Genomic DNA, 15,339 nt, shown 5'->3' with positions numbered 1-15,339 from the left:
GCAGGTAAGGTAACCGGCATGGCTACTTTTCCCGACTGTGGGACTAGTGTGCGCCAGTTTAATGGTGCGGTCTTCTGGGGTTTATACGAATTTGTACGATCTAGTTAGTTTGTATAGAATCAACCAAACTTGAGCTAATGTGGCAGATACTGGCCTTTGGTTCGATATTCAGATGTAACAAGCTGGTCCATTTCTTGCCGCAGGAGCCGTTCATGCAACGTTCAATTGCCACCGTTTCGATTAGTGGAACACTGGTAGAAAAGCTGACCGCAATCCAGGCGGCAGGCTTCGACGGTGTCGAGATCTTCGAAAACGACCTGCTGTATTTCGACGGTTCGCCCGCCAACGTGCGCCGTATCGCGGCGGACCTCGGTCTGAAGATCATGCTGTTCCAGCCGTTTCGCGATTTCGAGGGCGTGAGCGCCGAGCGCCTCGCGCGCAATCTCGATCGCGTGAAGCGCAAATTCGATCTGATGCATGAATTGGGCACCGACCGCATCCTCGTCTGCAGCAACGTCTCACCGGATACGCTGCGCGACGACGCGCTGATCGTCGATCAATTGGGGACGCTCGCGCAGGCTGCTGGGCAAGCCGGCGTGCTGGCAGGTTACGAGGCGCTCGCCTGGGGGCGTCATGTGAATTCGTACCGGCATGCGTGGCGGCTGGTGAATGCCGTCAACCACCCGAACCTCGGCATCGTGCTCGACAGCTTCCACACGTTGTCGATCAACGACCCGGTGGATGAAATCGCGGCGATTCCCGGTGAGCGGATCACCTTCGTGCAGATTGCCGACGCGCCGAAACTGGCCATGGACGTGCTCGAATGGAGCCGCCACTACCGCTGCTTTCCGGGCCAGGGCGACTTCGACCTCGCCAGTTTCACCGCGCGTGTGGTGGAAACCGGCTACCAGGGCCCGCTTTCGCTGGAGATTTTCAACGACGGCTTTCGCTCCGCGCCGACCGCGGCGACGGCGGCGGACGGACATCGTTCGTTGCTGTATCTCGAAGAGCAGAGCCGCACCAAACTGATCGAGCAGGGCCAGCCGGCCGCGCAGCTCTACCAGCCGTCGCCGGCGCCTGCGCACATTGGTTTTCAGTTCCTCGAATTCGCCGTCGACGACGCGGCGCGCACGAAGCTTGCAGACTGGCTCGGCAGACTGGGATTCCACCGCGCGGGCCGGCATCGTTCGAAAGACGTCACGCTGTATCAGCATGGCAGCGCTTCGCTGGTGCTGAACGCCGAAGCCGATTCGTTCGCGAGTGCGTTCTTCCAGCAGCACGGCTTGTCGCTGTGCGCGTCGGCACTGCGCGTCGACGACGCCAAACTGGCCTTCCAGCGCGCCGCGGGTTTCGGCTATACGCCGTTCTCCGGTCAGGTGGGACCGAACGAACGCGTGCTGCCGGCTGTGCGTGCGCCGGACGGCAGCCTCAATTATTTCGTCGACGAAACGCCCGACGAGCCCACGCTGTTCGAAGCCGATTTCCTGCTGGATCCGCGCACAACACCGGCTGAACCGGCGCTGCTGACCGACATCGACCACGTGGTCCTGTCTTTGCCCGCGGATTCGCTCGACACGTGGGTGCTGTTTTTCCGCACGGCCTTCGGCTTCGACGCGGAACCGAGCTGGCTCGTGCCGGACCCGTACGGGCTGGTGCGCAGCCGCGCGCTGCGCAGCCGCGACGGCTCGGTGCGCATTGCACTGAACGCGTCAGTGGACCGGCACACGGCCGTGGCGGAGGCGCTGCACGCCTACCGCGGCTCGGGACTGAACCACGTGGCGTTTCGGAGTGCCGACATTTTCTCGGCGATTCCGCAATTCGTCGCCGCCGGCCTGCCGGTCCTGCGGATTCCGCGCAACTATTACGACGACCTCGCGGCTCGCTATGCCCTGCCGGACGAGATGATCGAAGCGCTGCGGGACCGCAACATCCTGTACGACCGCGATGAAAAGGGCGGTGAGTTCTTCCACGCCTACACCGAACAACTGGATCAGCGCTTTTTCCTCGAAATCGTGGAACGGCGCGGTGGCTACGACGGCTACGGCGCTGGGAACGCCGCGGTCCGGCTAGCTGCCCAGGCGCAGCACCGCAAGCAGGAACTCGGTTAAGCGGCACCCCGTTCGACCGCTCCCGCAAAGCACAGATTAAGCGTTTGACACACGACGAACCGCATTAAGGGTTCGCGGAAAAACACATTGATTCACCCGGCGATCTTACGGATAACGAAGGAGACAGTAGATGACACACAGACGCGGCACATTTAGAAAACTCACATTCGCGGCCGGCGGAACCCTGGCGGCCCTGCTGGCCACTCCGGCCTTCGCACAAAGTAGCGTGACGCTATACGGCGCAGTAGACGACGCGATTGTCTACGCCAACAACCAGAAGGGAGCATCGAACGTTTATCTGCGCCAGGGCAACCTGTACGCGTCGAAATGGGGTCTGCGCGGCCTCGAGGACATTGGCGCCGGCACCACCGTGCTGTTCGACTTGCAGAATGGTTTCGATCCGAATACCGGCGCGCTGTCCTCGTCCACCCAGATCTTCAACCGCCAGGCGTACATCGGGATGCAGAATCCCGCCTACGGCACGTTCACGGTGGGTCGCCAGTACACCACGTACTACCAGTTCGTCGGGCCGCTCGCCTCGAGCAACTGGCTGACCGGCGCGACCGGCGCGCATCCGGGCGATATCGACGGTCTCGACACCACGATCCGCATCAACAATTCGCTGATCTACACCACGCCGAACTGGAACGGTCTGCAAGCGAGCGGCATGTATGCATTGGGCGGCATTGCCGGCAGCACCGGCAAAGGCGAGACCATCAGCGCGGGTGTGCGCTACGTGACCAGTTCGGTCAACCTCGCTGCCGGCTATCTGCGCATGGACAACGCGCAGCAGACCACCGGTTTCGATCCGGCTTCGACGGCCAGTTTCGGCAACTCGTCGCTCAATACCGGTTACGTTTCGGCGAAGTCGGTCCAGCACATCGCCGCGGCCGCCGACTATATAGTCGGCAATCTGATGATGGCCCTCACGTACAGCAACGTCCAGTACGTGGCCGGTGGCCGTTCCATCTTCCGCGACACCGCGATCTTCAACACCTACGCCGCGCTCGCCACTTACCGCTTCACGCCGGCCTTCGATATTGGCGGTGGGTTCTCGTACACCGCGGCGTCGCAAGCCAATGGCATCAACAGCGCAGCGAACTACCTGCAATACTCGCTGAAACAGGCCTATCACCTCTCCAAGCGCACCACGCTGTATGCGGTGCAAGCCTACCAACGCGCGAACGGTCAGACGCTCAACGCGAAAGGGGCGATCGTCGAGGCCACGCCGGCGGTCGGCGACTCCCAGAATTCAACGCCTTCATCGACGCATTCGCAGTTCGTCGGCATGCTGGGGATTGGCATCCTTTTCTGAGCCTTTGCAGTTGTCGTCTGTTTTCTCCGCCCGCTGCGGGCGTCGCACTTGTGCACGCCGGCAGCGGCGCTTCTGCATCTCCTCCCCCCTTTTTCCCGCGTTTTTCCCGCGTTTTTCCCGCACTTTTCCCGCGTTTCCCTCGCAGTTTCCCCGCGTTCTTCCTAACGTGCCGTCGTGACACTGCCCCTGCCTCTGACCAAGGCACGCGTTTTGCGCCGATATAATGAAACCCGACCTGCCGCCCATGCGAACCGCGTGATACGGGCCGTTCCCTACAACGTGCTTTCAGGGCCTCAAGTCGTCAACTGCCGGATTCGCGCGCTGCGCGAAGATCGAAACCCTTTGGAGACTTATGAAGAAGTTCGCCGTAGTCCTGTCCGTTCCCCTTATTCTCAGCGCCTGCGCGAGCTTCCAGAACCCGGATGCGGGCGAGCCGGTGATCGACGGCAACACGCAGCGCTCCGTCGGCGATGTGACGGCCTGCATGACGCAGGAAGCCGCCAAACATAACGCCACCTTCAAGACGACGCCATTGCCGGAAGGGCAGATGCTCGATTTCGGCGACTCGAACGTCGTCAAGATCCGCGCGGACAATGGCGCCACCACGTACCGTTTCTATGCGGGCAAACGCCACGCGGACAACTTGTGGATTGAGGGCGCAAGCAAAATCTGCGCACCGTGACGTAAATTCCGGTAAACGGCACCGGATCAAAACAGAGCGAACCTGCTGTGGCAAACGCCGTCTTAATAATGGCTTAAGACTTCGGCCTCATCATCCACGGACAATGAAAAAGCAGGAGGTTCGCAACATGGATAAATCGTCTCGCGAGACAGACGCAGCAACGGCGCCGGCCAAGAAGCCGACTATTCTGCGCCGGCTTTTGAGCCACCACGAACTCGCCACGTTACTGTTGTTGCTGCACGCACCCATCGACGCGTTCGCCAAACCCGAGATTCCGACCCTGCACGAAGCAGGCCTCGTCGAAACGGTAGCCACTGAAGCCGGTGCGCCGAGCATCCGCCTGACGCCGGAAGGCAATGCGGTTCTGCGCGGTCTGGGTATCCGGTAAGACCGGGCTTCGGCTTCATCGCGTGGCCATTTTTGCGTTGCTGCTCGATTGCGCAAGCCGCGTCTAGGCCTGCGCCTTAGGCCTGCCACACCGCGTAGCCCGCTTCACGCAATCCAATTGCCAGTTCCACTTCCATGTCGCGCGCGCCGTCGTAGGGCATCGGATTGAACACCTCATACAGCTCCGGCATCAGGCGCAGGCCGTAGTCGCGCACGAAACGATTTGCCTGAATATCCGCCTTGTGGCGGTCGAAGCGCAGATCCGGATCCAAGCCCGTCATCCCCACATACACGCACGGCCGTTCGAACCGGTAGTCCGGATTTGAACGGCGAAAACGCGCCTCGTTCCAGACCGTGTCCGACAACGCGACGACATAGACGTAATAGTGGTGGCTCGGACGGCGGCGGGGCATGCGACACGGGCGACAAATCGATGTTGAAACGGCTCTATAGCAGCTTTCACGCGGTCACGCAGCCGCCGCGCAATCGCTTCATGCATCAGCTATGCGAGGTCCCGTGCAGCAGCATGCGGTATTCGGTGGGCGTAATGCCGACCGTCGCCTTGAACTGCCGCGTGAAAGCGCTGTGATCGGTATAGCCGCACAAGGCGGCAACATCCGTGACCTTGTCGTTCGACACCAGCAGCGCGGTCGCCGCATCGAGCCGCGTTTTCAGCAGCACCTGGCGCGGCGTGAGATGAAACACCTTGTGGAAATAGCGCTCGAGCTGCGCCACCGACATGTCCGCCATCGCCGCCAGCTGTTTCAGGTTGAGCGGCTGCACGTAATTGTCCTGAATGTACTGCACGACGGCAGCGAGCCGGCTGTACGCGGGATGGCTGCCTTCGTCCGCTTTCAGATCGCGCGAAATGCCGGCGAGGCCCACCACCCGCCCGGCCGGATCGCGCAACGGCTGCTTGCAGGTCAGACACCAGCCCGGTTGCCGCCCGGGGTACAGATGCAGCTCCAGTTGATCGACCATCTGGTTGCCGACATTGATGATCGCGATGTCCTGCGCGGTGTAGATGCGCCCGAAGCGGCGCGGGAAGACATCCTCGGCGGTTTTGCCGAGTAGCGACGTCTTGTCCTTGTAGCCGCAGCGCGAAGCCAGCGTGCGGTTGACCAGCGCGTAGCGCGCTTGCGCGTCCTTGACGAAAAACACCACGTCGGGCATTGCGTCGAAGACCGGCTCCAGCAGCGTGAAATGCGAGAGCATGCCGTTCAGCGTGGCGTCGGCTGGGTCGAGCGGGTGAGCCAGCGTATTCATCTTGCGTGTCCCGTGCATCTGGTGCGGTGGTCTTGTGCGCTCGATTATAGGGCCGCGTGGCGCGGGGAAAAAATCAGGGGGCGTGCAGGCGCGCGGCGACGCATTCATGCAGGTCGCGCCGGGGAGTGCAGAGGCGCGGCGGCGCATTCAAGCAGGCCGCGCCGGGTCGGGGTCACACGCGGCCATCAACGTACCGATCTGCGCCGGATGAAACGGAGGACGCGGCTGCGCCGTCTGCCAGCCGAAATACGTGCTGGTGGCGGTGCCACAGATACGTCCCTGGCACGCGCCCATCCCGCAGCGCGTGTGCAACTTGGCGTCGCGCCAGTCACGAAACACGCGCACCTCGCCGAGCGTTACGTCTTCGCAGCGGCATAACAAGGTGTCACCAGGCGGAAGCGCGCGCGCCGCTTCGCCGAGCGCAAACGTGTCCGCCACATGCCGTGCAAAGCGTTGCCAGCGTGAGCGTTGCATGTGCAGTGCGTTCAATTCGGGAGAAGCCTCACTCGCGACGCGCCCTGCAATCTCGCCTTCGACGCGCGCCAGTTCCATCCCGCCGATCCCCGTGCATTCGCCCGCAGCCAGCACGCCTGCCACGGAGGTGCGCTGCCTGTCGTCGACCTTGACCGCGCCGCGCTCGTCCAGCGCACAGCCCAGCGCCTGCGCGAGCGTGACGTTCGGCACCAGCCCGTAGCCGCACGCAACCCGATCGCACGCGAGCGTGACCTCGTGCTCGCCGCGCCGGATCGTCACCTGTTCGACCCGGCCCGCACCGCGCGCCTCGCGCACCACACTGCCGGTCCAATAGCGCAGCCCTGCGAAGCCGCGGGTCAACTGCGCGGCCTGCAGCAGCTTCGAAGGCGTCGCCAGCAACGAAGCGGCAAAACGCGCGAGCGAAGCCGCCGAGGCTTGCTCGACCACCGCCACCACCTGAGCGCCCGCCGCGCGCGCGGTGGCGAGCGAAGCAAGGAGCAACGGTCCGCTGCCCGCGATCACAATGCGCTCGCCGCGTACCGACGTGCCGCCTTTGATCAACGCCTGCAGGGCGCCCGCCCCCGTCACGCCAGGCAGCGTCCAGCCGGCGAACGGCAACAGCAACTCGCGGGCGCCGGTGGCGAGAATCAGTTGGTCATACCCGACGCACATACCGCCGTGTTCAAGCGATTCCAGCAACAAGGCGCACGCCGCGAGAGGCGCAACCACGCGCGCCGAGGAGAAGACCGTCACGTTGGAATGGGCTTGCAGCGCCTCGTGGACCTCCCGCAGCGGCGCCTGCGGCGCGTGCCTCGGACCTTGCCGCCACACCTGCCCGCCCACGCGCGGATTGTCGTCCACCAGCGCGACCCGCGCGCCGGCCTGCGCCCCAGCGCGCGCCGCGTTCAATCCGGCGGGCCCCGCGCCGATCACTACGACATCGAAGTGCTGCATCACGCTGGCCCCGTCGTCAGAATGATCTGCCCGTCGCGGCAGACCGTCTGGCATGCGAGCGCATGCGCCCGGCCGTCGATGGTGACGCGGCATTCCTGGCAGATGCCCATGCCGCACAAGGCCGCGCGCGGTTGACCGCTCACCGACGTGCGCGTGCCCTTCAGGCCCGCCATCGCCAGCGCCGCCACGACCAGCGTACCGGCCTCGACCTCTACCGTGCGTGCGTCGATGGTCACGCGAATCCGTTCGCCGCGCTGACTAGACATGACAGACTCCGTGCGCGAAACGTTGCGGCAAATAGGGCTCCGGCGGAATCGCCGGTGCGTCTCCGGCGATCTGCGCCGCGAGCAGTCTGGCCGTCGCCAGGGACGTGGTGACGCCGAGCCCCTCGTGCCCCAACGCGACCCACAGGTTCGGCGCCGTCTCGTTCATGTGGCCGATCAACGGCAAGCCATCGGGCGTCGCCGCCCGAAAACCGGTCCATGCCCGAATACCATTGAGCGTCGGCAGGTCCGGCAGATAGCGCGCGGCACGCTGCAACATTTGCGCGAGTACGGGCATTTCGACGGCGGGATCGGTGGTATCGAACTGGCGCGATGAGCCGATCAGCAACTGGCCGGTCGGCCGGGGCTGCGCGTTGAAAGCCACCGATGTCCCCACCGTGTGATGCGCGCTTTTGATATATCCGAGTTCCAGCAGTTGATGCCGGATCAGACCGGGATAGCGGTCCGTGATGAGCAGATGTCCTTTCTTCGGCTGCAGCGGCAGCGACGGCACCAGCGTCTGCGCGCCGATGCCGTTTGCCACGATCACATAGGCTGCGTGCCGCCGCTCGCCGTTGGCGAGGGTCACGCCGTGCGCGTCGATGGCGTTCACTTGCGCGTCGAGCCGTACGTGGATATTCGCCGCACCCGGCGATTGCGTAAGCAACCATTCGGCGACGGTGGGCGCATACACGATGCTGTCGTGCTCGATCCGCAGACCGCCCGCCATGCCGGGCGCAAGCGCCGGTTCGCTAGCACGCAGCTCGGCGCTATCGAGCAACTGCGCGGCAATCCCGCGCGCCGCGTACGTGGCATGCATGGCGCGCGCCGCTTGCCACTCTTCGTCGTCGGCCGCGACCCATAACGTGCCGCAGCGCGAAAACGCGTCGCGCTTGCGAAGCTGCGGCGCGAGTTCGAGCCACAATTCGCGCGAATAAGCGCTCAGCGCAAACTCCGCGGGCGAGTCGTTCATCACGACAATGTGTCCCATGCCCGCAGCCGTCGCGCCGCCGCCAATCCCCTGGCCATCCAGCACGTCGACCCGCATGCCGCGCGCGGCCAGTTCAGCCGCGCAGGCCGCGCCGACAATCCCCGCGCCGACGATGACCGCATCTGCCGTCATGCCGCGTGCAGACCCCATGCAAACGGATCGCGCTCGTCGAAACAGAGGCGCCCTTCCGCCATGATGTGCGCGTGGCCGGTGATGGTCGGTATCACCGTCCTGTCATCGCCGCCGCGCCGCCAGGTGGCCTCGAACACGCTGCCAATGATGCTTTCCTGCCGCCACACCGCGCCTTCCGCCAGCTTGCCGTCCGCGGCGAGACACGCCACCTTCGCGCTGGTGCCGGTGCCGCACGGCGAGCGGTCGTAGGCGTTGCCGGGGCACAGCACGAAGCTGCGGCTGTCGATCCCGTCGCGCGAGCCCGGTCCAAAGAGTTCGATATGGTCGATCAAGGCGCCGTCCGCACCCGTGATGTGCTGGGCGATCAGGGCATCGCGCAGCGCCGAGCTGAAGGTGGTCAACTCGGGGATGTGTCGCGCTTCGAGCGTCCGGCCATGCTCGGCGACGAGGAAAAACCAGTTGCCGCCCCACGCGATATCGCCGCTCAGGACGCCATACCCCGGCACGTCGACGCTCACGGCCTGGCGGTAACGATACGCCGGCACGTTGCGCACGGCGACGCTACCGTCCGGATTGAGCGTGGCCTCGACGATGCCGACCGGCGTCTCGATCCGATGCTCACCGGGTCCGATGCGTCCCATGTGCGCCAGCGACACTACGAGTCCGATCGTGCCGTGCCCGCACATGCCGAGGTAGCCCACGTTGTTGAAGAAGATCACGCCGGCCGCGCAGTCCGCGGCGTCCGGTTCGCACAGCAGTGCGCCGACGACCACGTCCGAACCGCGCGGCTCGGTGACGATGCCGGCGCGCCAACGATCGTGGCGGGAGCGGAACACGTCGAGCCGTTCGGTCAGCGTCCCGTTGCCGAGATCGGGGCCGCCGGACACAACCAGGCGGGTCGGTTCACCGCCGGTGTGCGAATCAATCACGTTCAGGGTTTTCATGCCGCCATGTTAAAAACGACGCCGCGGCCAGTCTTGGCGTCATTATGCGTACATCGTGACGATTTCAGCATAATGTTGGAGGCTGTACTTCGCGCTGCGCGCCTCTGGTCTATGCTGAAATCGTCATCCGGCACGCGCGAATCACGCAAGACGGCGGCTTTTTCCCTGCATACACTGCGGTCAACTCATCACACTCAGGAGAAAAGCCGTGGCACATATCTGGGAAGGCGTATTGCCCGCAGTCACCACCAAGTTCAACGCGGATTTCAGCATAGACCGTGCATGGACGAAGAAGAACATCGAAGCGCAGATCGAGGCGGGTGTGGATGGGATTATCGTGTGCGGCTCGCTCGGCGAAGCCTCGACCCTTTCGCTCGACGAAAAGCTCGACGTCCTCGATATCGCGGTAGACGCGGCCAGCGGCCGGGTGCCGGTCCTGCTGACGATCGCGGAAAACAGCACACTCGACGGCTGCCGTCAGGCCGAAGCCGGCGCGAAGCGCGGCGCGGCCGGCTACATGGTGTTGCCGGGGCTGCGCTACCTGTCGGACCGGCGCGAGACGCTGCATCATTTCCGCAGCGTCGCGAACGCCAGCGCCTTGCCGTTGATGATCTACAACAATCCGCTAGCGTATGGCGTCGACATGACGCCGGAGATGTTTGCCGAGATTGCCGACGAGAAAAAGATCGTCGCGATCAAGGAATCGTGCGGCGACGTGCGCCGCGTCACAGATCTGATCAACGCGGTGGGCGACCGCTACGCCATCCTGTGCGGGGTGGACAATCTCGCCATGGAAGCAGTCCTGATGGGCGCGCATGGCTGGGTGGCCGGTCTCGTATGCGCGTTTCCGCGTGAGACGGTGGCGATTTACAAGCTGATCAAGGCAGGACGCGTTGAAGAAGCGCGGGCGATTTACCGCTGGTTCGCGCCGCTGCTGGCACTCGACGTGTCGCCGAAACTGGTGCAGAACATCAAGCTCGCCGAAGCGATGGTTGGACTCGGCACAGAGCCGGTGCGTCCGCCGCGTCTGCCGCTGGCAGGCGACGAACGCAAGGCCGTCGAAGCGCTGATTCGTCATTCGCTCGAGACACGACCTGCATTGCCGATGCTCTGAGCGCCAGCCGCGCTAGCCGCGTCAGCCACTGCGCTTTTGGCGGCACCTGCAGGCGGCACCGCAGCATCAGGCCGCCGCTTTCTCGATCTCCGCATCGGCCTGATGCAGACTCAGCAAGCGGTAACCACTCTTGTAGACCGGTTGCAGGCGAAAGCCGCTGTCCTGATCGATTTCGAGCAGGAGACGCAGGCGCGACACGTGGCTGTCGATCGTACGCGTGAACTCGCGGAATTCGCGGCCCCAGACCATCGCGAAGATATGGTCGCGCGACATCACGCGGCCAATGTTGGTGAAGAACAGCGAAGCGAGCCGATACTGTGTCCCGGACAGCTGGACCGCCTCGCCACGCAACGTGACGAGCTGGCGGTGCGCGTCGAAGCGATACGGCCCCGCGTCGAAGCTCGCCACACTATGACGGTCCGGGTAGGCTCGCCGCAGCAGCGCGGCGATGCGCTCGCGAAACTCGGCCGGGCGCACCGGCAACGTCACATAATCGTCCGCGCCCGTTGCAAAGGCACGCACGGCGGCCTCCTCCGAAGTGTCGGTCGACGCGAATACGGCCGGCATGCGGTCGCCGCTGACGGCCCGCACTGCTCTCAGCACATCGACGCCTGACAGGCGTACGCCGTGCCAATCCAGCACGAGCAGATCCACGGTGGAACGCGCGATGGCCTTCGACATGGCCAGTCCGTCGTCATAAGTCACGCAGGTATGACCCGCTTGCGCCAGAATCTTTTCGATCGACTGGCGCAGCAGGAGGTCGCGCTGAAGGATGGCAATACGCATGAGGATGGTTCTCAACTGATAGGTCGGACGCGATTCTGTGAGTCGCATTGCCGCTCGCCCATAGGAACAGTCCGAATTTGACCGCCAATCGGCAACGTCCGACAGACCAGTCCTGAGTTCCGACGCACACCTTCTGCATTAGCCGCACGCGCCAGGCCGAGGACTCTCAGGAAAGCGCCAGCGCCGTCCCTGGAACCGCCCCGCCCGCCAGCCAACTTGTTCAATCTAATTAAGCACTTCCAGCGGCTTTTGCCCGACATCCGGTAAAATCGCGGGCTGGTCAAAGTTGTCAGCGCGTCGGCCTTATCCCGGCTGACGTGCGCGTGTCCCGTGCTCTACCCAGCGCCTCCACACTTCCCGCCCGACGACCGCCGCATTCCACGCATCCCGCGTGGCTTCCCATCAAAGAAACGACAGAGCAATGCAAGCAACAAATCTGGGTGGCGCACAACCGGCTGTCCCCCCCCGCACCCTTGGCCTGAGCGACTACAAGACGCTCGCCCTCGCCGCTCTCGGCGGCGCGCTGGAGTTCTACGACTTCATCATCTTCGTGTTCTTCGCCCCGGCGATCGGACAGCTGTTCTTCCCCCACGCGATCCCTGACTGGCTGCGCCAGTTGCAAACCTTCGGCATCTTCGCGGCCGGCTACCTGGCGCGGCCGCTCGGCGGCATCATCATGGCGCACTTCGGCGACCTGCTCGGCCGCAAGCGCATGTTCACGCTTAGCGTGCTGCTCATGTCGGTGCCGACGCTGCTGATGGGCCTCCTGCCCACCTACGCCAGCATCGGCCTGCTCGCGCCCGTGCTGCTGCTGGTGCTGCGCGTGCTGCAAGGCGCCGCAGTGGGCGGCGAAGTGCCGGGCGCGTGGGTGTTCGTGTCGGAACACGTGCCGCAGCGTCACATCGGCTATGCCTGCGGCACGCTGACAGCGGGCTTGACGGCAGGCATCCTGCTCGGCTCGCTGGTCGCCTCGGGCGTGAACCGGCACTTCACCACCGCGCAGATCGCGGACTACGCATGGCGTGTGCCGTTCCTCCTGGGCGGTGTGTTCGGCCTGTTCTCGGTGTACCTGCGCCGCTGGCTGCATGAGACGCCCGTGTTTGCCGAACTGAAGCAGCGCAAGTCGCTCGCCGCGGAAATTCCGTTGAAAGCGGTGCTGCGCGACCACGGCCGCGCGGTCGTGGTGTCGATGCTGCTGACGTGGATGCTGTCGGCCGCGATCGTCGTGGTCATCCTGATGACGCCCACGCTGCTGCAAAAGCAGTTCCATATCGCGCCCGCTACCGCCTTGCTGGCCAACGGCGTCGCCACGCTGGCCCTGACGCTCGGCTGCGTCGTGGCGGGCTCGATTGCCGGACAGATCGGGGCGGGGCGCACGCTGTTCATCGGCGGTCTCGCGCTCGCGGCGTCGTACTACGTGATGTTCGCGCAGCTCGCCCTCGACCCGTCCCGGCTGCTGCCGCTTTACGCCCTGACGGGGTTTCTCGTCGGCACGATTGGCGCTGTTCCGTTTGTGATGGTCAAGGCGTTTCCGGCCGCGGTGCGATTCTCGGGCATCTCGTTTTCGTACAACGTCGCCTATGCCGTGTTCGGTGGACTCACGCCGATCGTCGTGTCGCTGATGATGAAATCGAATCCCATGGCGCCAGCGCTCTATGTGGGCGCAGTGTGCGTGCTCGGCGCCGTGACCACGTTCTTCATCAAGGACGCGCCGCTCGAGGACGCCCCGCGAGCGCAGTACAAGGGCCGCTGAGGCGGGCCCGGCGCGGCGCGCTGCCTGATGCGCCGCGCGACATCGACACTTCACGCCGCACCGAAACGTCGCGTCTCCCGCACCGTTACGATGTGTCATATGAAAACCACCACCGCCTCCTTCACTAGCGCGATCGCCTTGATTGTCGGTACGGTCAGCGTCGGGTTTGTCGTCACGCAGCTCGACGTGACCATCGTCAACATCGCGCTCGCAAAAATCAGCGTCGACCTGCACGCGAGCGTCGCCGGCCTGCAATGGATCGTCGACGCCTACGCGCTGGCTTTCTCCGTGCTGATGCTGTCCGCCGGCGTGCTGGGCGACCGGCTCGGCGCGCGCCGCATGTATGCCGTCGGCATCGTGATCTTTGCGCTGGCGTCGCTCGCCTGCGGACTCGCGCTCAACGACTTCACGCTGGTCGCGGCGCGTGCGGCGCAAGGCGTCGGCGCCGCCGCGATGCTGCCCAACTCCCTTGCGCTGCTCAATCAGGCCTGCGGTCACGACCCGAAGCTGCGGGCGCGCGCAGTCGGGCTGTGGACCGCCGCCGGCGCCGTCTCCATCGCGGCGGGCCCTGTCGTGGGTGGACTGCTGATTGCGGCATTCGGCTGGCGCAGCATCTTTCTCGTCAACCTGCCGTTGTGCGCGGCGGGCCTGTGCGCGATCTTCGCATGGGTTCCGAAGCCGGACGCGAAGCCGGTGCGAGGGTCGTCCCACGGGTCGTCCCAAGCATCCCAGCCTGTGCCGCCGCCGCGCAGCATCGACCTGCCCGGCCAGCTCCTTACAATCGTCACGCTGACCGCCTTTACCGGTGCGGTCATCGAATGGCGTCCGCTCGGCCTCGCCCATCCGCTCGTCGCGGGCGGCTTTGTGCTGGCGCTGATCGCAGGAATTGCCTTCGTGACCATCGAATCGCGGCTTGCCGCGCCGATGCTGCCGCTCGCGCTATTCCGCAAGCGCAGCTTCACCGCTCCGGTCCTGTTCGGCATCTGCGTGAACCTGACTTACTACGGCATGGTGTTCGTGCTGAGTCTGTATCTGCAACGCGTGCGGGGTGACACGCCGCTGCAAGCGGGGCTTGCGTTCCTGCCGCTGACCGGTGGCTTTCTGCTGTCGAACGTGCTCAGCGGCTGGGTGATCGGACACTACGGCGTGCGGGTGCCGATGATCTGCGGTGCCGTGACCGCGGCGCTCGGGTATGGCTCACTGCATCTGGTGGGGGCGAGCACGCCGCTCATAGGTCTGTTGCTGCCGTTCCTGCTGATACCGTCGGGGATGGGACTCGCGGTGCCGGCCATGACGACGGCCGTGCTCGCATCGGTGGAAAAGCAGCGCGCGGGCACCGCCTCGGCCGTTCTGAACACGGCACGGCAAGCGGGCGGCGCGGTCGGTGTCGCGGCGTTCGGCGCGCTGGTCAGCGGCGCGGGCGCCGGGCATATCGTCGCCGGGATGCAGGCGGCCACCGCGATTTCCGCAGGGTTACTGCTCACGGCGCTTGGGCTGGCCTGCCTCGTCCATCCGGAACCGCACGCCCAGGAACCTGCGGAAGCGCCGAAAACGCCGCTGCGCGCGGTGGAGAGAGCGGAGCGCAGTTGAACCGCGCAGTGGCGGGCCGCGTGGCAGCGTTTGCGGCTGAGCGGTTGCAGTTGAGCGCTTGCAGTTGAGCGGTTGCAGTTGAGCGGTTGCAGTTGAGCGGTTGCAGTTGAGCGGTTGCAGTTGAGCGGTTGCAGTTGAGCGGTTGCAGTTGAGCGATTGAGGCCGAATGCTTGCAGCTCAGCATTTGCAGCTGAGCGCTCGCAGCTATCACCCGCTACGTCCCGCACCCAGCGCCTCTCTGCCGCCCACGCTCTACCGCTATAACGGCGCTTCCTGAATCTCACCAGACTCGAGCGCGCGTTCGATCAGACCTTCGCTCTCTGCCTTGCGGATCGCATCGGCGATCAGCTTTTGCGGCTCTTCGATCTCAGCCTTGATCGTGCTGATAAAGCCGGATGCGTCGAGGATCACCAGCGTCTTTGCCGAATCCGCCAGGCTGATGATCACGCGATGCGGCGTCGGCCCTTCGCCCAGGCTTGCGCACAATTGCGTGACTTTGCCGCCGATCGTTTGCTCAAAACTTTGGATCATTGTTGGCTCCTTGCAGACAACCTGAATCAATCTGAATCGAAGAGGCCCA

General features: G+C 64.5%; 15 protein-coding genes. 7 read left to right on the top strand and 8 right to left on the bottom strand.

The features are described from left to right. Positions 1–212: 212 nt before the first annotated feature. The 4 genes from P3T43_RS20085 to P3T43_RS20070 all read left to right on the top strand — a co-directional run bounded on the left by P3T43_RS20085 (position 213) and on the right by P3T43_RS20070 (position 4,493). Entirely contained in the window at positions 213–2,108 is a 1,896-nt protein-coding gene (locus P3T43_RS20085) for a bifunctional sugar phosphate isomerase/epimerase/4-hydroxyphenylpyruvate dioxygenase family protein (protein WP_429282785.1), read from the top strand. 130 nt (positions 2,109–2,238) lie between these two features. After that, positions 2,239–3,423 (top strand): porin, encoded by a 1,185-nt coding sequence (locus tag P3T43_RS20080; protein WP_429282784.1) that lies wholly within the window; start codon positions 2,239–2,241, stop codon positions 3,421–3,423. A gap of 352 nt (positions 3,424–3,775) precedes the next feature. Further along, positions 3,776–4,105, top strand: coding sequence for a hypothetical protein (locus P3T43_RS20075; RefSeq protein WP_429282783.1), 330 nt, complete (start codon positions 3,776–3,778; stop codon positions 4,103–4,105). Between the two features lie 127 nt (positions 4,106–4,232). Then, the gene (locus P3T43_RS20070; protein WP_429282782.1) at positions 4,233–4,493 is read left to right on the top strand and encodes a hypothetical protein; all 261 of its coding nucleotides are present in this window, start codon (positions 4,233–4,235) and stop codon (positions 4,491–4,493) included. Positions 4,494–4,569: 76 nt separating this feature from the next. On the opposite strand, the gene P3T43_RS20065 is transcribed toward P3T43_RS20070, so the two are convergent. The 6 genes from P3T43_RS20065 to P3T43_RS20040 form a co-directional block, all read right to left on the bottom strand. Beyond that, positions 4,570–4,905 carry a hypothetical protein gene (locus P3T43_RS20065; RefSeq protein ID WP_429269169.1) on the bottom strand — a complete coding sequence of 112 codons (336 nt, stop codon included), beginning with the start codon at positions 4,903–4,905 and terminating at the stop codon, positions 4,570–4,572. 85 nt (positions 4,906–4,990) lie between these two features. After that, positions 4,991–5,758 (bottom strand): helix-turn-helix domain-containing protein, encoded by a 768-nt coding sequence (locus P3T43_RS20060; RefSeq protein ID WP_429282781.1) that lies wholly within the window; start codon positions 5,756–5,758, stop codon positions 4,991–4,993. Between the two features lie 147 nt (positions 5,759–5,905). Further along, positions 5,906–7,189, bottom strand: a complete 1,284-nt coding sequence (locus P3T43_RS20055; protein WP_429282780.1) for an FAD-dependent oxidoreductase — start codon at positions 7,187–7,189, stop codon at positions 5,906–5,908. Next, positions 7,186–7,452 (bottom strand): (2Fe-2S)-binding protein, encoded by a 267-nt coding sequence (locus P3T43_RS20050; protein ID WP_429282779.1) that lies wholly within the window; start codon positions 7,450–7,452, stop codon positions 7,186–7,188. The genes P3T43_RS20055 and P3T43_RS20050 overlap by 4 nt, the downstream gene beginning before the upstream one ends. After that, positions 7,445–8,572: an NAD(P)/FAD-dependent oxidoreductase gene (locus P3T43_RS20045; RefSeq protein ID WP_429282850.1), complete on the bottom strand. Its 1,128-nt coding sequence runs from the start codon at positions 8,570–8,572 to the stop codon at positions 7,445–7,447. The genes P3T43_RS20050 and P3T43_RS20045 overlap by 8 nt, the downstream gene beginning before the upstream one ends. Then, on the bottom strand, positions 8,569–9,516 hold the full coding sequence (locus tag P3T43_RS20040) for a 4-hydroxyproline epimerase (protein ID WP_429282778.1): 948 nt from the start codon (positions 9,514–9,516) through the stop codon (positions 8,569–8,571). Before P3T43_RS20040 ends, P3T43_RS20045 begins: the two co-directional genes overlap by 4 nt. A 208-nt stretch (positions 9,517–9,724) precedes the next feature. Here P3T43_RS20040 and P3T43_RS20035 point away from each other — a divergent pair, with 208 nt between their 5' ends. After that, positions 9,725–10,630: a dihydrodipicolinate synthase family protein gene (locus tag P3T43_RS20035; protein WP_429282777.1), complete on the top strand. Its 906-nt coding sequence runs from the start codon at positions 9,725–9,727 to the stop codon at positions 10,628–10,630. 66 nt (positions 10,631–10,696) lie between these two features. On the opposite strand, the gene P3T43_RS20030 is transcribed toward P3T43_RS20035, so the two are convergent. Continuing rightward, the gene (locus tag P3T43_RS20030; protein WP_429282849.1) at positions 10,697–11,416 is read right to left on the bottom strand and encodes a response regulator transcription factor; all 720 of its coding nucleotides are present in this window, start codon (positions 11,414–11,416) and stop codon (positions 10,697–10,699) included. Between the two features lie 421 nt (positions 11,417–11,837). Here P3T43_RS20030 and P3T43_RS20025 point away from each other — a divergent pair, with 421 nt between their 5' ends. Both P3T43_RS20025 and P3T43_RS20020 read left to right on the top strand, forming a co-directional pair. Continuing rightward, complete coding sequence (locus tag P3T43_RS20025; RefSeq protein WP_429282776.1) at positions 11,838–13,169, top strand: MFS transporter; 1,332 nt, start codon at positions 11,838–11,840, stop codon at positions 13,167–13,169. 99 nt (positions 13,170–13,268) lie between these two features. After that, positions 13,269–14,759, top strand: a complete 1,491-nt coding sequence (locus P3T43_RS20020) for an MFS transporter (protein WP_429282775.1) — start codon at positions 13,269–13,271, stop codon at positions 14,757–14,759. 258 nt (positions 14,760–15,017) lie between these two features. Here P3T43_RS20020 and P3T43_RS20015 read toward each other — a convergent pair whose 3' ends face one another. After that, positions 15,018–15,290: a hypothetical protein gene (locus P3T43_RS20015; RefSeq protein WP_429282774.1), complete on the bottom strand. Its 273-nt coding sequence runs from the start codon at positions 15,288–15,290 to the stop codon at positions 15,018–15,020. Positions 15,291–15,339: the final 49 nt, after the last annotated feature.

The sequence above is a fragment of the Paraburkholderia sp. GAS41 genome, from assembly GCF_050436545.1.
Classification (GTDB): domain Bacteria; phylum Pseudomonadota; class Gammaproteobacteria; order Burkholderiales; family Burkholderiaceae; genus Paraburkholderia.
Note: the sequence above shows the minus strand (reverse complement) of the source record. Positions and strands in the feature narration are given on the sequence as shown.